Annotated in this window: 13 protein-coding genes; 5 read left to right on the forward strand and 8 right to left on the reverse strand. The window is 66.0% G+C overall.

Annotation, left to right across the window (positions count from 1 at the left end; all coding sequences use genetic code 11):
- Positions 1-43: 43 nt before the first annotated feature.
- The 4 genes from N8H22_RS11900 to N8H22_RS11915 all read right to left on the reverse strand — a co-directional run bounded on the left by N8H22_RS11900 (position 44) and on the right by N8H22_RS11915 (position 7,431).
- Entirely contained in the window at positions 44-469 is a 426-nt protein-coding gene (locus N8H22_RS11900) for an OsmC family protein (RefSeq protein ID WP_264590723.1), read from the reverse strand.
- Between the two features lie 75 nt (positions 470-544).
- Complete coding sequence (locus N8H22_RS11905) at positions 545-856, reverse strand: DUF2388 domain-containing protein (protein ID WP_264590724.1); 312 nt, start codon at positions 854-856, stop codon at positions 545-547.
- A 64-nt stretch (positions 857-920) separates the two neighbouring features.
- Positions 921-5,642: a PAS domain S-box protein gene (locus tag N8H22_RS11910; RefSeq protein ID WP_264590725.1), complete on the reverse strand. Its 4,722-nt coding sequence runs from the start codon at positions 5,640-5,642 to the stop codon at positions 921-923.
- Between the two features lie 187 nt (positions 5,643-5,829).
- Complete coding sequence (locus tag N8H22_RS11915; protein WP_264590726.1) at positions 5,830-7,431, reverse strand: L,D-transpeptidase family protein; 1,602 nt, start codon at positions 7,429-7,431, stop codon at positions 5,830-5,832.
- Between the two features lie 214 nt (positions 7,432-7,645).
- Between N8H22_RS11915 and N8H22_RS11920 the strand changes: the two genes are divergently transcribed.
- The gene (locus N8H22_RS11920) at positions 7,646-8,359 is read left to right on the forward strand and encodes a murein L,D-transpeptidase catalytic domain family protein (RefSeq protein WP_264590727.1); all 714 of its coding nucleotides are present in this window, start codon (positions 7,646-7,648) and stop codon (positions 8,357-8,359) included.
- Positions 8,360-8,424: 65 nt separating this feature from the next.
- Here the strand turns inward: N8H22_RS11920 and N8H22_RS11925 are convergent, their stop codons facing one another.
- Positions 8,425-10,209, reverse strand: a complete 1,785-nt coding sequence (locus tag N8H22_RS11925) for a GspE/PulE family protein (RefSeq protein ID WP_264590728.1) — start codon at positions 10,207-10,209, stop codon at positions 8,425-8,427.
- A 111-nt stretch (positions 10,210-10,320) separates the two neighbouring features.
- Complete coding sequence (locus N8H22_RS11930) at positions 10,321-11,685, reverse strand: CYTH domain-containing protein (RefSeq protein WP_264590729.1); 1,365 nt, start codon at positions 11,683-11,685, stop codon at positions 10,321-10,323.
- A 112-nt stretch (positions 11,686-11,797) separates the two neighbouring features.
- Between N8H22_RS11930 and N8H22_RS11935 the strand changes: the two genes are divergently transcribed.
- The 4 genes from N8H22_RS11935 to argA all read left to right on the forward strand — a co-directional run bounded on the left by N8H22_RS11935 (position 11,798) and on the right by argA (position 16,395).
- On the forward strand, positions 11,798-12,475 hold the full coding sequence (locus N8H22_RS11935; protein WP_264590730.1) for a TIGR00153 family protein: 678 nt from the start codon (positions 11,798-11,800) through the stop codon (positions 12,473-12,475).
- A 38-nt stretch (positions 12,476-12,513) separates the two neighbouring features.
- Entirely contained in the window at positions 12,514-13,779 is a 1,266-nt protein-coding gene (locus N8H22_RS11940) for an inorganic phosphate transporter (RefSeq protein WP_264590731.1), read from the forward strand.
- 127 nt (positions 13,780-13,906) lie between these two features.
- Positions 13,907-15,061: an acetylornithine deacetylase gene (argE, locus tag N8H22_RS11945; RefSeq protein ID WP_264590732.1), complete on the forward strand. Its 1,155-nt coding sequence runs from the start codon at positions 13,907-13,909 to the stop codon at positions 15,059-15,061.
- A gap of 35 nt (positions 15,062-15,096) precedes the next feature.
- A complete protein-coding gene (gene argA / locus N8H22_RS11950; protein ID WP_264590733.1) occupies positions 15,097-16,395 on the forward strand; it encodes an amino-acid N-acetyltransferase in 1,299 nt (432 codons plus the stop codon).
- Positions 16,396-16,432: 37 nt separating this feature from the next.
- Here argA and N8H22_RS11955 read toward each other — a convergent pair whose 3' ends face one another.
- Both N8H22_RS11955 and gshA read right to left on the reverse strand, forming a co-directional pair.
- Positions 16,433-18,175 carry a CocE/NonD family hydrolase gene (locus tag N8H22_RS11955; RefSeq protein ID WP_264590734.1) on the reverse strand — a complete coding sequence of 581 codons (1,743 nt, stop codon included), beginning with the start codon at positions 18,173-18,175 and terminating at the stop codon, positions 16,433-16,435.
- 195 nt (positions 18,176-18,370) lie between these two features.
- Positions 18,371-19,948, reverse strand: coding sequence for a glutamate--cysteine ligase (gene gshA / locus N8H22_RS11960; RefSeq protein WP_264590735.1), 1,578 nt, complete (start codon positions 19,946-19,948; stop codon positions 18,371-18,373).
- Positions 19,949-19,991 lie beyond the last annotated feature (43 nt).

A 19,991-nucleotide genomic window follows, 5' to 3' on the forward strand; every position in this document is an offset into this window, starting at 1 on the left:
GGCGTTTTTTTTTATGGCCGGCTGCAGATCGCGCACGCGACCTTCAGCTTTCCAGGGCGGCGTTCAGGCTGATCCGCGCGTTGAGTACCTTGGATACCGGACAGCCTTCCTTCGCCTGATTGGCGATCTGCTGAAACTGGGCGTCGTCGGCTCCGGGGATCTTCGCCTTCAGGGTCAGCTCGACGGCGGTAATGCTGAAACCCTCGCCGTCCTTCTCCAGGCTGACGTCAGCTCTGGTTTCGATACGTTCGGCGGTCAGCCCGGCCTGGCCGAGCATCATCGACAGCGCCATGGAAAAGCACCCGGCGTGGGCCGCGCCGATCAGCTCCTCGGGGTTGGTACCGGGAGCGTCCTCGAACCGCGTGTTGAAGCCATAGGGGTTGTCCTTGAGGGCTCCGCTCTGGGTGCTGATGCTGCCTTTGCCATCCTTCAGACCGCCTTGCCAGACGGCCGATGCGCTTTTCTTCATGCCGGTTCCTCCTGCTGTGGGTGAGGGAAAATCGTCGGCGCCGCCGCGCCTCTCGCTAAGCCGAGCAGGGTGGCGCTACTGCGGCGCTTGTTCGCTCGCGAGGATTGCGGTGGCCAGTTCCATGTCGCTGGCCTGCAACTGCGGCTGCTCGGCGCGCAGATGCTTGAGCATGGCTTCCAGGTAGGGGCCGCGAATGGCGCCATTGCTGGCGACGAAGCTGCTGGCATCCTCGCGGGCGGGGATGACCAGCTTGTTGTCCTTGAAGGTCAGGTAGGTCGAGCCGGTCGTCGCGCCCGAGGACAGCAGGTCGCGAACCAGGCCGTCGGCCAGCGCGCTGCCCAGGGGAAGCGCGGCGAGCGCAAGCACCGCCAGTGATTTGTTTCGCATGATCGACGCCTCCGAGTGTTCGTCCATTTCAGAGTCCGGCGGCGCCAGCGGAGTTCCGGCGCGCTTAGCCGTCGCTCTCGATCAGCTGGCGGATGCGCATACCGAGCACGTCGATGTTGAACGGCTTGGCCAGCATGTCCATGCCCGGACCGAGGAAGTCGCCGCGTACCGCGGCATCGGCCGCATAGCCAGTGATGAACAGGACTTTCAGTTCGGGGCGCTGCTGGCGGGCGATGTCCACCAGCTGACGGCCATTGAGGCCGGGCAGGCCGAAATCGCTGACCAGCAGGTCGATGCGTTGCTCGCCCTGCAGGTACGGCAGTGCGCTGGCCGAATCGCAGGCTTCGAGCACCGCATAGCCCAGCTCGTGCAGCACTTCGATCACCAGCATGCGCACGGCGGCCTCGTCCTCGACCACCAATACCGTCTCGCCGCGTTGTGCCTGTGGCACTTCACTGAGCTTCGGTGCGGTTGTCGGCATCTCCAGCGCCACGCGGTTGCGCGGCAGATAGAGGGTGATCAGGGTACCTTCGCCGAGCGTGCTGTCGATGTGCACGTGGCCGCCGGTCTGCTTGGCGAAGCCGTAGACCATCGACAGGCCAAGGCCGGTGCCCTGGCCGATGGGCTTGGTGGTGAAGAACGGATCGAAGGCCTTGGCGATCACCTCGGCGGACATGCCCGCGCCGCTGTCGGCGACGCTGAGCATCACATAGTCGCCCGGTTCCGGACCGTCCGGCTGCTGACTGGCGATCTGCACGCAACGCGTGCGCACGTACAGGTCGCCACCATCGGTCATGGCGTCGCGGGCGTTGATCACCAGGTTGAGCAGAGCGTTTTCCAGCTGGTGCGCATCGGTATAGGCCAGCCAGGCATCGGCCTGTAGCTGGGTGTGCAGGCGAATATGCTCGCCGATGGTACGGCGCAGCATGTCTTCCATCGAGACTACCAGCAGGTTGACGTCGACCGGCTTGGGGTCGAGCGATTGCCGGCGGGCGAAGGCCAGCAGGCGATGGGTCAGCGCCGCGGCGCGGTTGGCCGAAGTCATCGCCGCGTCGATGTAGCGGTTCAGGTCGCCGCTGCGGCCGCTGTCGACGCGGCGCTGGATCAGGTCCAGTGCGCCGAGTACGCCGGTGAGCATGTTGTTGAAATCATGGGCGAGGCCGCCGGTGAGCTGACCGATGGCTTCCATCTTCTGCGCATGCCGCAGCGCTTCTTCGGCGCGCTCGCGCTCGGCCATCTCGATGTGCAGGCGGTTGTTGATTGCCGCCAGTTCGCGGGTGCGCTCGGCGACGCGGCGCTCCAGGCTGTCGTTAAGTTCGCGCAGGGCCTCTTCGGCGGCGACCTGGGCGGTGACGTCGGTGTTGGTACCGAACCACTGAGTGACCTGGCCGAAATCGTCGCGGATCGGCAACGCCCGGGAGAGAAACCAGCGGTAGTTGCCGTCCTTGCCGCGCAGGGGGAAGGTTTCCTCCCAGATCGAGCCAATGGCGAAGGCGCGCTTCATCGAGGCGCTGACCCGCTCGTGATGGTCGGGATGGTTCACCGCGCGCCAGCCGAGCGCGCGCATGGCTTCGAAGGTGGTGCCGGTGTAGTCGTACCAGCGTTTGTTGTACCAGTAGATGCGTCCGCTGGGTTCGGCCATCCAGGCGAACTGGCTGATGTTGTCGGCGAGGGTGCGGAACTGTTCCTCGCTCTCGCGCAGCGCGCGCTCGGCGCGCATGCGCTCATCGGCCGTCCAGGCGCGATCGGCAACCTCGCGGATGAACGAGACTTCGTCATCGAGCCAGGCGCGCGGCTCGCTGTGCAGCAGCATCAGCGCCGCGCTGAGCTGGCCCTGCTCGAACAGCGGCACGCAGACCAGGCTGTGGATCTGCCGTTCGGCGAACAGGCTGGCCTGGGCCGCGGTGCGGGCGTCATGCTGGACGTCGTCGATGACCACCAGATCATTGTTCTGCAGATCGTAGTAAAGGTCGCCGAAGTCAGCGAAATGCACGCGTTCGCTGCTGTCGCCGGAGGCTCCATCACTCCAGTAGCGCTCGACGGTGGCATAGATGCCGCCCGGCTCGATGCTGGCGAACAGCACCCGCGAAACAGTCAGCGTGCTGCCGATGACGCTGACCGCGGCGTGCGCGATGGTCTGGCTGTCGTGCTGTTCGCGCAGCAGGTCGCCCAGCTCGATCAATGCGGTCTGGCGCTGTTCGGCCAGGCGGCGCTCCTTAATCTGCTCCTCGAGCAGCTCGTTCATGCGCAGCATGCGCTGTGCCGCGTTGCGTTCGGCGGTGATCTCGCGCGCGGTGCCGAGGATGCGGACTTCGCCGTTGGCGTCGAGCACGCGTCGCCCACGGTTGGTCAGCCAGAGGAACTGGTTGGTCTGGGTGTCGAAGATCCGGTAGTCGAGGTGGAACTCACCGCCGTCCTTGCCCTGCAGGGCGCGGCCGAGGGCATCCAGCAGCTGCCCGCGATCATCTGGATGCACGCGTGCCAGCACTTCGTCGACGCGCAGGGCCGGCTGCTCTGGACTCAGCCCGGCCATGGCCTTGAGCTGCGCATCCCAGTGCAGGGTGTGGCGGGTGTCGTTGTACTCCCAGACGCCGATCGAGGCGATCTCGTTGGCCAGGCTGATGCGCTGTTCGGCCTCGCGCAGGGCGCGACTGGTACTGGCGCGCTCGTTGGCGGTGCGAATGCGCTCGACCACTTCGCGAACCAGCGCGACATCGGCCTGGTTCCAGCGCCGTGGCTGCTGGCTGGCGAACAGCAGGAACGGGCGGCTGGGCTGCTGCGGGGAAATCGGCAGTGGGGCGAACAGCAGGCTGCGACTGTGCAGGCTGTCGTGCAACTGCCGCGATTGTGCGTCAGTCTCCAGCGGGTCTTCGAGGGCCAGGATGTCGCCTTGCGCCAGGTGTTGCGTCAGAACCTCGGCGATACGACCAAGCGGATGGTGACCCAGGCGGTCTGCACGGCTCGCTGCGCACCACTGCTGGCTGATGACCAGCGTGGTGGCATCGTCCAGATGGCCGCAGGCTATGCAGTCGGTGCGCGTCAGCCGGCCGAGCCGCTCGTCGAGCACGCAGCTGACATCGACATGCGTATCGTCGTCCTGCAGACGGTCGCTAACCTCCAGCAGGAAGGCTTGCAGCGCTTCGCTGTGGGTACGCTCGCTGATGTCGGTGAAGGTGCAGATCGCCCCTTGCAGCACGCCGTCGCGATGAATCGGCGCGACCCGATAGGCCACCGGCAGGCTGCTGCCGTCCTGGCGGAAGAACAGCTCATAGTCGACCTGCCGCGGTTCGCCGGTGATCGCAGTGTGCTGGATCGGGCATTCGTGCACATCGTAGTGGCTGCCATCGGGGTGGCTGTGGTGGATCACCCCGTGCAGCTGGCGGCCAAGCACTTCATCCTGACTGGCGAAGCCGAGCAGGTTGAGGAAGGCCTGGTTGCACAGTGTGACCCGACCTTCGCAGTCGATGGAATAGAACCCTTCGCTCGCCGAGTCGAGCAGCAGACGGGTGAATGCCTCGCTTTCCAGGCGCTGGACTTCCGCGCGCCGCCGACTGTCGATGTCATGTGCGACGCAGACCCAGCGCAGTACGGAGCCGTCGCCACCGTAGAGCGGTGCGCCGTGCAGCTGGAACCAGCGCACGCCGGCATCACTGTCGAGCAACGGCAGATCGAGGCTGAAGGGCAGCTGGCTGCGTACCGCCTGCCGCCACTGCTGCGCCACCTGCATCCGGTCCTCGTCGGCCACCGCAGCGAGCCAGCCTGTGTCGCGTGAGGCTTGCTCGCTGAGTCCGGTGAACTCGCTCCAGTAGCTGTTGCAGAAACTCAGCGCGCCGTCCGCGCTGCACTGCCAGACCACCTGCGGGCTGAGGTTGACCAGGGTGCGGTAGCGCTCCTCGGCCTCGCGGGTCGCCGCCTGCTCGGCGCGCAGCGCCGTCAGGTCGCGCAGGATCTTGATAAAGCCCAGTGGCTGCTCCTGCTCGTGCAGCAGGGTCAGCACGCCGCCGCCCCAGAACTGCGTGCCGTCCTTGCGCCGGTACCAGCGCTGGTGCGCGGTGGAACCGTGCGCCAGGGCCAGTTGCATCGCCCGCTGCATGGCACCCGCGCAGCGATCCTCGTCGGTCAGCAGCTCGTTGCAGGGGTGCCCGAGCATTTCTTCGGCGTCCCAGCCGAGAATGCGCCGGGCGCCTTCGTTCCAGCTGGTGATCTGACCCTGCAGGTCCAGCGAAACGATCGCGTAATCCACGGCGCCATCGATGATCTGCCGATTGCGTGCCTCGTTGTCTCGGGTCCGCCGCAGCTCCAGCTGGGCCATGAGCTGACGCCCGAGCACTTGCAGGTGCCGGGTCTGGCTCGCGCTCAATTCGTGCGGTTGTGCAGCGAGCACGCAGAGCGTGCCTAGCGGCAGGCCTTCGGCGGTACGCAGGATCACGGCGGCATAAAACCGCGCGGGGGCACCGGTTGCCAGGCTAGGCAGTTGGAGACCGACCGGCAGGTCGTCCGCCTGCAGGCTTACCAGATGATCCGGCTGCTCGATGGCCCAGGCACTGACCGAGGCGGCGCGCTCAACCGGACGGCTGTCGACCCCGAGCGCCGCCGGGCACCATTGGCGATCGGCATCGATGAAGTGCAGCGCGGCGGCGGGGGTCGCGCAGAGCTCGGCGGCCAGCGCGATCAGATCGTCGAAGTCTGTTTCGGACACCCCGTCCAGCACAGCATAACGAGCCAAGGCTGCCAGCCGTTCCGCCTCAGTCCATCCCGCTGCTTGTCTGCTGTGGTCGGCGTTCAAGGAAAATTCTGCTCGGCTGTCCATCGCGCTGCCAGCCTTCTACTGGCCTGCTGGTGAGTCGATCCGCGGACGCAATGCAGCCCCCGCGGAGTGGCCAGCAAAAGACTACACCCGCAACGCTTGGTTCAGGCGCCACGGGCGAAAAGCCCGCCGGACGGTAGCGCCGACTGTTGCGAGCGGCTGGTCGTCAGCGGGCCAGGGCCTGGTTCAAGGCCGCCAGCAGTGCGGCATCCTGCTGATAGATGTCCGGCCGATAGAGCGGCTGTCCGGTCTCGTCGGTGTCCGCGGTCCAGTAGGCCATGAGGATCGGCATCGGCCGCGCCAGGCGGAACTCGTGGGTCTTGCCGGTCTCCAGCAGCCCGGCGACTTCCGCGCGCTCGGCGTCGGTCAGCAGCAGATCGACCACCTGCAGCGCGCCTTCGACCCGCACGCAGCCGGAACTGGTGGTGCGTGTGGCCTTGGCGAACAGCTGCTGGCTCGGCGTGTCATGCAGATAGACCGAGAAGGGATTGGCGAAGCGGATCGCCACGCGGCCGAGCGGATTCTCCGGGCCGGCATCCTGGCGCAGGAAGATGCCGTGCGGGCTGCTCCAGTCCACGCTATGCGGGTCGAGGCGGTTGCCCTGAGCGTCCAGGACCCGCAGCCGGCTGCGCTCCAGATAGCCGGGATCCTTGCGGATCAGCGGCAGCTTGTCTTCGCGCAGGATGGTTGGCGGCACCGTCCAGGTCGGATTCAGTGTCAGTCGGGAGATCGTCGATTTCAGCGGCGGAGTACGGCGCGCCTCGCGGCCGACCTGGGTACGCGTTTGCCACTGCACCTGGCATTCCTCGAAATAGATCAGCCGCGCGCCGGCGATATCTACCAGCAGCGAGCGCGGTTCGAGGTCGTGGGCGATCCAGCGCAGGCGTTCGAGGTTGATGCGCAGCTGATCGAGGCGGGCCGCCGGGCTGACGTTGAGCGCCGCGAGCGTGGCGCGGCCAACTACGCCGTCTGGCTCCAGGCCGTGCTGGCGCTGGAAGGCTTCGACCGCCGCGACCAGCGCCGGGTCGAAGCGTTCGGCCTCGCTCGTGTCGCCGCTGGCTGCTGCCGCGCGGCCGAGCAGGCGCGCGCGCAGCAGCGGCACGCGCCGGTCGCGCATCTGCGGCCGCAGTGTCTGGCCGCCGGGAATGGCCAGCCATTGCGGCAAAGGGCTTCGGCGCAGGCGCGCATAGGCGGCGCGCAGGTCGAGGTAATGCTGCAGATCCGGACGCGCCTGGGCGAAGGCGTCAGGCAGGTCCGCGAGGCCGGCGACGGCGATCGCCAGCAGCTGCTGGCGATCATCCCGCACCGGCAGTTCCGGGTTGCGCCACAGCGGCTCAATCTCATCGCGGGGCAGGCGCCCGCGGGCCAGGTCGTGCAGTGCGGTGAGGTAGGCATGGCTGGTCAGCAGGTCGCTGCAGGTGCGGTGCTGCGCGTGGGCGGTGGCGCTCTGGGTCAGCTGACGGATGCGCTCGACATGGTAGTTGGCCGGGGCGAGGCCGTCGTCGGCCAGCTGCTCGAGCTGTTGTAGCAGACTGTCGATCTGCCGGTAGGAGCGCCATACCGTTTCGAAATCCTGCGTCTGGTAGAAGGCGAACAACCGCTCTTGGGCGGCCGGTGTGATTCGCGGAATGAATCCGCTGCAGTGCGCCGGAAGCTGCTCGAGCGCCGCGCGCAGAGGCGCGACAGGCTCGGTGGCGGGGGCGGCGAGTGCCGACAATGGCAGCCATAACAGCCCAGCGGCCAGACGGAATGCATATTTTTTGAACAACGTTTCGCTCCAGAGCCGCTCATCGACTGTTAAACTGCGCGACATTCACTCAGACTGCGATGCCAGAGACGTCGCGTCGACCATAAGAACATACCGTGTCGGGCAAGCTGCAAGCAGCCTGCCCGAGTTGTTGCGCTACTTCTGCGATTGGGTAGCGAGTATAAGGCGCCGGCCAGACAGGAAGTCGGAAGGCCGTGCCCGATGAGGTTTTTTCATGACCCCGCTTTTGCGACGACTCTGCCTGCTGGCAGGCCTGTTCGTGCTGTCGACGCCCACCTGGGCGGCCACTCCCGTCTATCAACCGCTGGTCGACAACCTGGCGCGCGTAGCGCCGACGCTGGATCGTCAGGTGCTGACCCACGCCGTCGCCGCCATGCAGTGTGCGGTGAATAACGGCGCCGCGGCGGCCGACCGGCTCGCGGTGATCGACTTTTCCCGTCCGTCCTCCGAGCGCCGCCTGTGGATTTTCGATCTCGGCAAGCGTTCGTTGTTACTGCGGGACTTCGTCGCCCACGGCCAGAAATCCGGCGATAACCACGCCACGCGCTTCTCCAATGTGGTGGGCAGTCATCAGTCGAGCATCGGCCTGTTCCGCACCGCCGAAAGCTATAGCGGCAAACACGGCTACTCGCTGCGCATGGACGGACTGGAGCCGGGCATCAATGACCGCGCCCGCGAGCGCGCCATCGTGATTCATCCCGCGGCATACGTGAACCCGGCCTGGATTTCCACGCAGGGACGCATCGGCCGCAGCCAGGGCTGTCCGGCGGTCCGCCCGGAAGTCGCACGCATGGTGGTCGATAGCCTCAAGGGTGGGCAATTCATGTTCTCCTGGTATCCCGACCAGAAGTGGCTGCGCTCGTCTGCCTATCTGAACTGCAAGCCGAACCAGGTGGCGAGCATCCTCGCCGCGCGCTCCGACGGCTGATCGTCGCATCATCCGGTGGCTGACGCCGAAGGCGGCGTCGCCACCAGGTCATACTGCCTGCCCCGCTACTTCTGTTCGCTCTGCGGTGTCACCCGCAGCACTTCTTCCATGGTCGTCAGGCCGGCGGCAATCTTCTGCGCACCGGACAGGCGCAGGCTGCGCATGCCGTCCTTGAAGGCCTGGCGGCGCAGGGCGACGAGATCGGTGTCGGCAGTGATCAGCGGCTTGATCGCATCATTGAGCAGCATGATCTCGTAGACGCCTGCGCGCCCGCGGTAGCCGGTGTCGCGGCACTCCGGGCAGCCCACCGCCTGCTGCGCGGCGCTCGGCAGTGGCGCGTTCCAGGGCTTGGTCAGCGCCGCCCAGTCATCGGCATCCAGTTGCGCCGGCGCCTTGCAGTGCGGACACAGCGTGCGCACCAGGCGCTGGGCCATCACGCCGAGAATGGTGGCCTTGAGCAGGTAGTGCGGCACGCCCAGCTCGAGCAGGCGGCTGATGGCGCTGGGTGCATCGTTGGTGTGCAGGGTGGAGAGCACCAGGTGGCCGGTCAGCGCGGCCTGGATGGCCATCTCGGCGGTTTCCAGGTCGCGGATCTCGCCGATCATGATGATGTCCGGGTCCTGGCGCATCAGTGCGCGCACGCCGCTGGCGAAGGTCAGGTCGATGTTGTGCTGCACCTGCATCTGGTTGAAGGCGCCCTCGATCATCTCGATCGGGTCCTCGATGGTGCAGACATTCACCTCAGGCGTCGCCAGCTGCTTGAGCGTGGTGTAGAGCGTGGTGGTCTTGCCCGAGCCGGTCGGTCCGGTGACCAGGATGATGCCGTTGGGCTGGCTGGTCATGCTCTGCCAGCGGCGCAGGTCGTCGGCGGAAAACCCCAGCTGGTCGAAGCCCTTGAGCAGCACCTCGGGGTCGAAGATGCGCATTACCATCTTCTCGCCGAACGCGGTGGGCAGGGTGGACAGGCGCAACTCCACCTCGCCGCCATCCGGGGTCTTGGTCTTGACCCGGCCGTCCTGCGGCTTGCGCTTTTCGGCGACGTTCATCCGCCCCAGGGATTTCAGCCGGCTGACCACCGCCATCGTCACCTGTGGCGGGAACTGGTAGACGTTGTGCAGCACGCCGTCGATGCGAAAGCGCACGGTGCCCTGCTCGCGCCGGGGCTCGATGTGGATGTCGCTGGCGCGCTGCTGGAAGGCGTACTGGAACAGCCAGTCGACGATGTTGACGATGTGCGAATCGTTAGCGTCCGGTTCCTGGTCGCTGGCGCCGAGGTTGAGCAGCTGCTCGAAGTTGCCGACGCCGCTGATCTTCTGCTCCGTGCCGCTGGCCCCGCTGACCGATTTGGCCAGGCGGTAGAACTCCACGGTGAAGCGCTGGATGTCCGCGGGGTTGGCCACCACGCGCTTGATCGGGCGCTTGAGCACGTGGGTCAGGTTGGCTTCCCAGGCATGCACGAAGGGCTGACAGCTGGCGATGGTGACGGCGCTGCTGTCGACGGCCACGGCCAGAATCTTGTGGCGCTGGGCGAACGCGTAGGACATCAGCGGGGTGACGGCGGCGACATCGATCTTCAGCGGATCGATGCGCATATAGGGCTGGCCGGCCAGCTCCGCCAGCCAGATGGTCAGGGTTTCCAGATCGAGCTTCTTGCCGGGACGCTGCAGGTCATCGAGCTGCTGGGCGGCGAGAAATTCCAGCGGGTGCTGCTGGTTGTTCACTGCGCTGCGGCGCACCGTCAGACACTGTTCGGCGCTTTCCTGCGCGACACGCCCGTGGGCGATCAGTTCGCGCAACAGGTCGTTGAGATCGATGAAACGGTCCTGGCCGGGCATATTCAAGACGGACATGGGGCTCCTTCGGAGCGGCGACACAAAGGCCCTAAGCTTGCCGCCAAAACCCCGGCTTGTCTGCCGCCGGGGTTCAACTTTGTGCGAGGGGGCGCGCGCCGGCCCAGCCGGTTACTTTTCCAGCAGCTTCCAGGCCTTGAGCGTCCATACCCGGTGCGCCTGCTCGACACGTAGCTGGCGCGCCTCGTCGTTCAGCGGCTGGCGGGCGAGTTCATGGAGCTTGGCCAGTTCGCCGTAGAGACGGTCGGTTTCCGGCAGCTCCAGCACGCCGCGGGCCAGATGCAGCCAGACCAGCAGACGCTCCATGCGCGGGCTCTGCTCGGCAAGGTCTTCGGGCTGCTGCTGGTAGCGCGGCAATTGCAGGGCCTTGGCCTCTTCTGCCAGCAGGTGCAGCAGCCACTTGCCCAGCTCGGCGGCACCCTGGCGATCGCCACGGGCGTTGCGACCTTCGGTCCAGCTGCGTTGCAGCAGCCACAGCGAGGCTTTCAGCGACAGCAGCCCCCAGCGGGTCTGGCCGAGTTCCTCGGCGAACTGCGTCGGTGCGGCCTTGCGCATGCCTTCATCATCCTGGCCGGCTTCGATGCGCGGGCGCCAATCCTGGATTAGCGCATCAAGCAACTCGCGCAGCTCGCGGCTGCTGGCGCGCGGGGCGGCCTGGCCGAGGCTGCCGAGCAGTGCGCGTAACTCGACGAGCTGCTGCAGCCAGTCGCCGAGCAACTTCCAGCGACCGTTGAAGCGATACTGCTCGGCCAGCCGTTGACTGTTGCCGAGCAGCTGCCAACCGAGGGCGACCACGGCGTCGTCCAGCGGCATCGTCGCATCGAGCTCAGGCGCCGGCAGTTGCAGGCTGTAGCCGTCGGCATCGTACAGGCGGTAGCCGCGTTCGGCCTTGCTGATGTCGCAGGGCATCAGCGGCAGGTCAGCGGCCAGTTCGGCGGCCAGTTCCAGCAGCGCCTCGGGCTCGCCCTGCCGCAGCTCCAGTTCCAGCTCGCAGATTTCCTCGGTCTGCTTGCCGGCAGTCACTTGGCCCAGATCCAGCGCCGCCTCGATGACCACCTTGGCCTTGCCACGGCCCCAGGAGATGTCGGCTTTTTCACGGACGAAGTCGGTGCTGAAGATCGGTTTCAGGGTCTTCTTGTCCAGCGTGGCGAGGCTGGCCGGCCAGCAGTCGTCGCCAAGCTTCTTGGTATCGAGCTTGGCTTTGTCCAGGTACCAGTCCCATTCGTTGCGCTCGGACAGCCCGGCAACGCTCTGGCCGCGGCTCTTCAGTGTCTGGATGAACTGCTCGCCGTCGCGGCGCAGACGCAGGGCGACGCGCGCCTGGGCAAGGTCGCGGGCGGGGGTGTCGTAATACTGGTTGAACAGCTCGTGACGCTGCCAGCCGCTCTTGTTGCGCTTCTTCAGCAGCGGATGCTCGCGCAGCGCGAGCAGGGTGTCGCGGCTGACGCGCAGCTTGATTTCGGTTTCTTTCTGCATGATGCCGAGGGGGTGCCTATAGTTTTTTGATGTTGCAGCCGGATGACACGCGGTAGCGGCTGTAAGAGCGCATCCGTATACTTGCGGCCTCTTTTGAACCGGGGACTTCCCTATGCCAGTCAACCCTTTCGTCAGCCTATTCGGACGCTCGCCTATCGGCCCGATGCAGCAGCACATGGCCAAGTCCCATGAATGTGCCGCCAATCTGGTGCCGCTGTTCCAGGCGGTGATGGCCGAAGACTGGGGCCAGGTCGAGCAGATTCAACAGCAGATGGCCCAGTTGGAAAACGAAGCCGACAAGCTGAAGAAGAGTGTCCGTCAGCATCTGCCCAAGAGTCTATTCTTGCCGGTGCCGCGTTCGGACCTGCTGGATTTGCTGAGTGTACAGGACAAAATCGCCAACCGCGCCAAGGACATCGCCGGCCTGATGCTGGGCCGCTGCATGACCATCCCGGCGGCGCTGCAGCCGCAGATGCTGGCGTACGTGCAGCGCACCGTCGACGCCAGCGCCCAGGCGCTCAAGGCGCTCAAGGAACTGGATTCGCTGCTCGAGACCGGCTTCAGTGGCCGTGAGGCGACGCTGGTCGAGAAGATGGTCGAAGAGCTCGAGGAGATCGAGCGCGAAACCGATCGTATGCAGATTACGGTGCGTCGCGCACTGTTCCACCTGGAAAAGGATTTGCCGGCTGTGGACGTGATCTTCCTCTACAAGATCATTGAATGGATCGGCGACGTCGCCGATCGCGCCGAGCGCGTCGGTAACCGACTGGAACAATTGCTGGCGCGCTGAGGCGCCAGCGTCCTTTCTGGGTTCAACAGGTAATTCTTATGTCTTTTATCGCGGATTACGGCTTCGTACTCCTGGTGCTCGCCTGCACGTTCGGTTTCTTCATGGCCTGGGGCGTAGGCGCCAACGATGTGGCCAACGCCATGGGCACCTCGGTGGGCTCGCGGGCGCTGACCATCAAGCAGGCGATCGTGATCGCCATGATCTTCGAGTTCTGTGGTGCCTACCTCGCCGGCGGTGAAGTCACCGAGACGATCAAGAACGGCATTGTCGATGCCGAGGTCATTTCTGCGGATCTGATGGTGCTGGGCATGATGTCGGCGCTGCTGGCGGCCGGGACCTGGTTGCTGATCGCGACGATGAAAGGCTGGCCGGTTTCCACCACGCACTCGATCATCGGTGCGGTGATCGGCTTCGCAGCGGTCGGGGTGTCCACCGATGCGGTGCACTGGAGTGCCATCGGCCCGATCGTCGCCAGTTGGGTGATCACCCCGTTCCTGTCCGGACTGGTTGCGTTCGGCCTGTTTGTCAGCGTGCAGAAATTGATCATCAACACCGACGAGCCTTTCCGCAACGCCAAGCGTTTCGTGCCGCTGTACATGTTCATCACCGGTTTCATGGTCGCCCTGATGACCGTGACCAAGGGCCTCAAGCACGTCGGTCTGCACCTGAGCGGCGAGCAGGGCATCCTGCTGGCGCTGGGCATCGGCGTGCTGGTGATGCTGGTAGGTATCGCGCTGCTCTCGCGGATCCAGGTAGACGTCGAAGCGGACCGGACTTTCCATTACGCCAGCGTGGAGAAGGTGTTCGCCGTGCTGATGATCTTCACCGCCTGCTCGATGGCTTTTGCCCACGGTGCCAATGACGTGGCCAACGCCGTCGGCCCGCTGGCGGCTGTGGTCGGTGTGATCCAGTCTGGTGGTGCTGCCGAAATCGCCGCCAAGTCGGCGGTACCGGGTTGGGTGCTGCTGCTCGGCGCCATCGGTATCGTCATCGGCCTGGCCACCTACGGCTACAAGGTGATCGCCACCATCGGCAAGGAAATCACCGAACTGACCCCAAGCCGCGGCTTCGCCGCCGAACTGGCGACCGCCTCCACCGTGGTCGGCGCCTCGGCTATCGGCCTGCCGGTTTCCACGACCCACACCCTGGTCGGCGCGGTGCTCGGTATCGGTATCGCGCGCGGTATCGGTGCGCTGAACCTTGGTGTGGTCGGCTCGATCTTCATGTCATGGATCATCACCCTGCCGGCCGGCGCGGTGCTGGCGATCGTATTCTTCAGCATCCTCAAGGCGATCTTCGTCTGATCGCGGACGCCTTGTTTCAGCGGCACACACGCCCCGTCAGCCGACGGGGCGTTTTGCTTCCAGGTCCCGCACCAGGCCGTTTCGTGCTTCACTGAGCGCTCCTGTCGCGCATCGAAGGAGGCCGCCGGTGCCCATCCCCTCGCTCAAAGAACAGTTTGCCGCGCTGATTGCTGCACCCTCGGTCAGCTGTACCCAGCCGCACTGGGACCAGAGCAACCGTGCGGTGGTCGAGCTGCTGGCCGCCTGGCTGAGCGATCTCGGCTTCGCCTGCGAGCTGCAGCCCGCCAGCCCTGGAAAGTTCAATCTGCTCGCCAGCTATGGCAGCGGCCCGGGTGGCCTGGTGCTGGCCGGGCATAGCGATACCGTGCCGTTCGATGCGGCGTTGTGGCAATCCGACCCGCTGCGTCTGCGCGAGGCCGACGGCCGCTGGTACGGCCTGGGCAGCTGCGACATGAAGGGCTTCTTTCCACTGATCATCGAGGCGGTGCGTCCGCTACTGGCGCAACCGTTTCGTCAGCCGTTGCTGATCCTGGCCACCTGCGACGAGGAAAGCTCGATGTCCGGCGCCCGAGCGCTGGCCGCCGCCGGAAGGCCGCTGGGGCGCGCCGCGCTGATTGGCGAACCCACCGGGTTGCGTCCGGTGCGTCTGCACAAGGGCATCATGATGGAACGGCTGGACATCCTCGGGCAGAGCGGCCATTCGTCCAATCCGGCCTATGGCCACAGCGCGCTGGAGGCCATGCACGCGGCGATGGGCGAGCTGCTGACGCTGCGCCGCCAGTGGCAGGCGGAGTTCAACAACCCGCTGTTCGATGTGCCACAGCCGACGCTGAATCTCGGTTGCATCCACGGCGGCGACAACCCCAACCGCATCTGCGGACAGTGCGCGCTGGAGTTCGACCTGCGCCCGTTGCCGGGCATGGATCCGGCGCAGCTGCGCGCGACCATTCGCCAGCGCCTGCAGCCCCTCGCCGAGCAGCATCAGGTGAAGATCGAGCTGGCACCGATCTTCCCCAGCGTACCGGCCTTCGAACAAGCGGCGGATAGTGAACTGGTGCAGCTGGCCGAACGCCTGACCGGGCACCGCGCCGAGGCGGTGGCGTTCGCCACCGAAGCACCTTATCTTCAGCAGCTCGGTTGCGAGACGCTGATCTTGGGCCCGGGCGACATCGCCTGTGCGCACCAGCCGGACGAGTACCTCGAGCTGGCGCGCATCGAGCCGACCGTCCAGCTGCTGCGCCAGCTGATCGAACACTACTGTTTGCACCCGGCGCGGGCCTGACGCCGTCTCTTCGTATTGATCCGACAGGTTTATTCATGCACGACTACGTCACCTGGCTACGCGACTCCTCGCCCTACATCAATTCCCACCGCGACCGCACCTTCGTCGTCATGCTGCCTGGCGACGGCCTGGAGCACGCCAATTTCGCCAACATCGTCCACGACCTGGTGCTGCTGCACAGCCTCGGCGTGCGTCTGGTGCTGGCGTTCGGCTCGCGTCCGCAGATCGAGGCGCGGCTGACGGCACGCGGCATCGAGCCGCATTTCCATCGCGATCTGCGCATCACCGATGCGGCGACCCTGGAGTGCGTGATCGACGCCGTCGGGCAGATGCGCATCGCCCTCGAGGCGCGGCTGTCGATGGACATGGCGGCCTCGCCGATGCAGGGCGCGCGGCTGCGCGTGGCCAGTGGCAACTTCGTCACCGCGCGGCCGATCGGTGTGCTCGATGGCGTCGACTTCCACCATACCGGCGAAGTGCGGCGCATCGACCGCAAGGGCATCGGTCGCCTGCTTGACGAGCGCACCATCGTGCTGCTTTCGCCGCTGGGCTACTCGCCCACCGGCGAGATCTTCAACCTGGCCTGTGAGGACGTCGCCACCCGCGCGGCGATCGATCTGCAGGCCGACAAGCTGGTGCTTTATGGCGCCGAGCCGGGGCTGCTGGATGAAAGCGGCAAGCTGGTGCGCGAGCTGCGCCCGCAGCAGATTCCGGCCTATGTCGAACGCCTCGGCAGCCAGTACCAGGCCGAGTTGCTGGATGCGGCGGCGCAGGCCTGCCGCGGCGGCGTGCGGCGCAGTCATGTGGTCAGCTATGCCGACGATGGCGCACTGCTCAACGAGCTGTTCACCCGCGACGGCGCCGGCACCCTGGTGACCCAGGAGCAGTTCGAGCAGCTGCGCGAGGCCACCATCGAGGATGTCGGCGGGCTGATCGATCTGATCACCCCGCTGGAGGAACAGGGCATCCTGGTGCGCCGCTCGCGCGAAGTGCTGGAGCGTGAGGTCGAGCAGTTCAGCATCGTCGAGCGCGACGGGCTGATCATTGCCTGCGCGGCGCTCTATCCGATTGCCGACTCCGATGCCGGCGAGCTGGCCTGTCTGGCGGTGAATCCGGAATACCGCCATGGCGGCCGCGGCGATGAGCTGCTCGAACGCATCGAGGAGCGCGCGCGCAAGCTCGGGCTGAAGAAGCTCATCGTGCTCACCACCCGCACCGCCCACTGGTTCCGCGAGCGCGGCTTCGAGCCGATCAGCGTCGAGCGCCTGCCGGCGGCGCGCGCCTCGTTGTACAACTTCCAGCGCAATTCGAAGATCTTCGAAAAGCCACTCTGAGGCACGGCGGCGGGCCGCGCGCCCGCCGTCCGCCCTGTCACTGCAGCGGCAGCTGCACCGTCCCGCGCAGGCTCACGGCGCTCGGCACCCGTGAGAAGCTGAGGGTGTACTGCGGATGAAAGCCGTAGAGCATCAGTCCGACCTCATCACCCGAATTCAGTCGGGTGCTCACCGCCACCAGTTCGGTCTGCCGCGCGCCGACGCCACGCAGCGGCAGAATCTGGTCGTGCAGCAGCTCGGTGCGGCCACTGGCTACGCGCTTGACGCCGAGCCCGACGAACAGGCGCGGGTCCAGCGCCGCTTCGCCATCGATGGTCAGGTCTGCCAGTGGCACGCCAGCCACGGTTTGTGCACCGCTGGCGCGATACAGCGGCACGAAGCGCGGGGCGGTGCCGAGTTCGGCGATCAGCTGCGGCGGTAACGCCGTAACCAGTTCGGTGAGGATCGCGCTGACTTGCTCCGGGTTACCGGTGGCAATGCCGCTCAGTGCGCCGAGGAGGACTTTCACGCTGTCGGCCGACAGCCGGCTCAGCAGCTCGGACAGCGTCGCTGGGTCGAGCTTGCGCAGCAGGTTCAGAACCACATCGATGGACGGCGGGCCGACCAGCAGATTGCCGCTTGCGGTGCTCAGGACAACCCCACCGCGCGGAACATCGTCGCGCACGATGCCGTGATCCTCGCCCTGAGTGAAGCAGACGCGTGGCATGTCGATCTGCCGTTGCAGTTGACGCAGCTTGCCGTCGAGAAAGGTGTAGGCGAGGTCGGTGATGCGGTAGGTGCGATCGCCGCAACGCACGTCGGCGTCCACCGAGCCGATCGCACCGTACTGCAGGCCCGGCAGCAGATGACCGCCGCTGGAGACCAGCAGATAGGCGTCGTTGCCGGCCGCGCGCAGGCATTGGTAGTTCCAGCCTGCTTCGTTGGCATTGAACAGGGTGTCGTTCACGCCCTGAATGAACAGCGCATCGACCCGTGGTGGGTTCGTGCCGCAGAACGCCCCCAGGCCGTGGCCGGCCAGCCGTTCGGAGGTTGCCGCATCTATGCTCCCGGTCAGTGACTGGGCATAGGCGCGCGTGACCCAGGGCGCCTGATCGTTAACCGCCAGGGCGCTGAGCAGCGTCAGCCAGAGCGTCTTCGGAACGGCGTTGGGCGTGAGACTGTAGGCGAGGTCGTTCCAGGTGATCATGGGCACCAGGGCATCGAAACGCGGATCGATGCCGGCGCCGATCAACTGGAAGCCGCCGCCGTAACTCAGCCCGATGCCGCCCACCAGCGGATCGCCGCTCAGGTAGGCGAGATGCGGTGTCAGGCTGCCTTCGGCCCAGTCGAGTAGCGTGCGGATATCCCGGCCCTCGATCTGCGGGTCCTGCACATGGGCCTGCCCGCCGCTTTCGCCGAAGCCGCGCTGATCGAAGGTCATGACGAAATAGCCGCTCTCCCAGGCCTTGCGGGCGGTCGCCGTCAGCGAATCGCTCTCGCTGAGATCCTTCGAGCGACTGCCGCCCCAGCCGTGGCTGTAGACCAGTAGCGGGGCGGCCTGGCCTTGGGCGAGCGCGGGCTGGAAGACGGTGACTGCGAGCGGTGTACCGTCGAAGGAGGTGATGGTCAGGTCGTAGCGCAACGCCGACAGGGCCGGTCCGCCACCGCTGATGGCGCCGGCAAGCGGTGGGCTGGCGGCTTCCGTGGTTGGTGACTGGGTCAGGCCCAGCAGCGTGGCGAGCACCAGGGCGGCAGCCAAGGTGCCTCGGCGGGCGCAAAGCAGGATCGAATGCAAGGACATCAAACGCACCTCTTTTGTTGTTGTTCTGGAGAGCAGGCGTGGCAGTGCGCCACGGCCGCTTTCGGCGTACCGCTGTTAGAGCCGTAGAGGTGGGGAAAAAGTTCGACGTAGCGGACGCGCAGCACTGCGGATGCGCTGTGGTGGGGGAATCGGGGCGCCGATGGCGCCCTGTAGATCTGGGGATGCTGCTGGGGGTCAGGCGCTAAGGCTGCGCTGGTACTCGGCGACGAAGCTGTCGAAATCGAGCGTGTCTGCCGCTTCCATCGCTGCTTGCTGCTCCAGCGACTGGCGGGCCGCTGTCTCGAAAGCGGCCACTGTCTCGGCCGGCAACGGTTGTCCGCGGAAATGTTCGGCATGGTTCAGCGTCTGACGCATGGCGAACTGGCGGAAGCTCTCGCCGGTACGCTGCAGCTCGTCGAGCACGCGCGCCGAGGGCGTCAGGCGGCTGTCGGCGACCTTGGCCTGTTGTGCCGCGATGGCCTGGGCATGCTGCTGGCCGTCGTGAGCGCGGTCGAGCAGGTCGGCAACCGTGCCGATCTCCTCGAGCAGCGAAGCGGCCCAGTCGACCAGCGGGATGCTCCGGCCGCTGCGGCGCAGCTCCAGGCCCGGACGCCGGCCTTCCTTGACGACCTTGAGGAAGTTGTCGGTCGCCGCGCCGCATTCGCCCTCGATCAGGCACGGGCTGTTCTTCAGTGCACAGAACAGCAGGAAGGCGTCGAGGAAGCGTGCCTCCTCAAGGTCGATACCCAGCGGCAGGTACGGATTGATGTCCAGGCAGCGCACTTCGATGTACTGGATGCCGCGCGCGCGCAGCGCCTGCAGCGGCCGCTCGCCGGTGGCGGTGACACGCTTCGGGCGGATGTTGGAGTAGTACTCGTTTTCGATCTGCAGCACGTTGGTGTTGAGCTGCTGCCAGTTGCCGGCGGCATCCTTGATGCCCATCGCCTCGTAAGGGCCGTAAGGCGTGGAAACCGCGCGGTAGAGGCTTTCGGTATAGCTCGGCAGGTCGTCGTAGCAGGGCGTGAGGCCGGCCTGAGCATTGTTCTGGTAGCCCAGGTCGCTCATGCGCAGGCTGGTCGCATACGGCAGGTAGAGCGTGTCGGTATCGAGTTGTTCGAGCCCCTGTGCGCGACCGCGCAGGAAGCCGGCGTCCAGTGCCGGCGAGGCGCCGAACAGGTACATCAGCAACCAGCTGTAGCGGCGGAAATTGCGGATCAGGCCGATGTAGCGCGCCGACTGGTAGTCCTGCCGTGCGCTGTGATCGCCTTCGGCCTGCTGCAGCAGCGGCCACAGCGCCTCGGGCAGCGAGAAGTTGTAATGGATGCCGGCGATGCACTGCATGGTCTTGCCGTAGCGCAATGCCAGACCCTGGCGATAGACGTGCTTGAGTCGGCCGATGTTGGAGCTGCCGTATTCGGCAATCGGGATGTCCGCCTCGTCCGGCAGCGGGCAGGGCATCGACGGGCTCCAGAGGTACTCGCCGTCGAGCTTGGTATAGGTGAAGCGGTGAATGGCCTCCAGCTCGGCCAGGGTCTGCGCCGGGTCAGCTGCGGTGCCGGTGATGAACTCCAGCAGTGCCTCCGAGTAATCCGTGGTGATCTGCGGATGGGTCAGCGCGGAGCCGAGTGCCCGAGGATGCGTGGTGTGGGCCAGCTGGCCATTCGCATCGACGCGCAGGCACTCGCGTTCGATCCCGTGCAGGCATTGGCTGAGCAGCGGCAGGTTGGGGTGCTCGGCCAGCAATGCCAGACGATGAGAGAGGATATCGCTCAACTTGTGGGTTCCTTCACGCGACAGTCGGCCCAATATGGGGATG

Origin of the sequence: Stutzerimonas sp. S1 (assembly GCF_025966695.1) — a bacterium.
GTDB lineage: Bacteria > Pseudomonadota > Gammaproteobacteria > Pseudomonadales > Pseudomonadaceae > Stutzerimonas.

What these genes read in the sequence shown, in the direction of transcription:
- N8H22_RS11930 (WP_264590729.1), bottom strand. Translation starts at nt 11,685, where the DNA reads ATGCAGAAAGAAACCGAAATCAAGCTGCGCGTCAGCCGCGACACCCTG.
- N8H22_RS11920 (WP_264590727.1), top strand. Translation starts at nt 7,646, where the DNA reads ATGACCCCGCTTTTGCGACGACTCTGCCTGCTGGCAGGCCTGTTCGTG.
- N8H22_RS11900 (WP_264590723.1), bottom strand. Translation starts at nt 469, where the DNA reads ATGAAGAAAAGCGCATCGGCCGTCTGGCAAGGCGGTCTGAAGGATGGC.
- argA (WP_264590733.1), top strand. Translation starts at nt 15,097, where the DNA reads ATGCACGACTACGTCACCTGGCTACGCGACTCCTCGCCCTACATCAAT.
- N8H22_RS11905 (WP_264590724.1), bottom strand. Translation starts at nt 856, where the DNA reads ATGCGAAACAAATCACTGGCGGTGCTTGCGCTCGCCGCGCTTCCCCTG.
- N8H22_RS11935 (WP_264590730.1), top strand. Translation starts at nt 11,798, where the DNA reads ATGCCAGTCAACCCTTTCGTCAGCCTATTCGGACGCTCGCCTATCGGC.
- N8H22_RS11940 (WP_264590731.1), top strand. Translation starts at nt 12,514, where the DNA reads ATGTCTTTTATCGCGGATTACGGCTTCGTACTCCTGGTGCTCGCCTGC.
- N8H22_RS11955 (WP_264590734.1), bottom strand. Translation starts at nt 18,175, where the DNA reads ATGTCCTTGCATTCGATCCTGCTTTGCGCCCGCCGAGGCACCTTGGCT.
- N8H22_RS11925 (WP_264590728.1), bottom strand. Translation starts at nt 10,209, where the DNA reads ATGTCCGTCTTGAATATGCCCGGCCAGGACCGTTTCATCGATCTCAAC.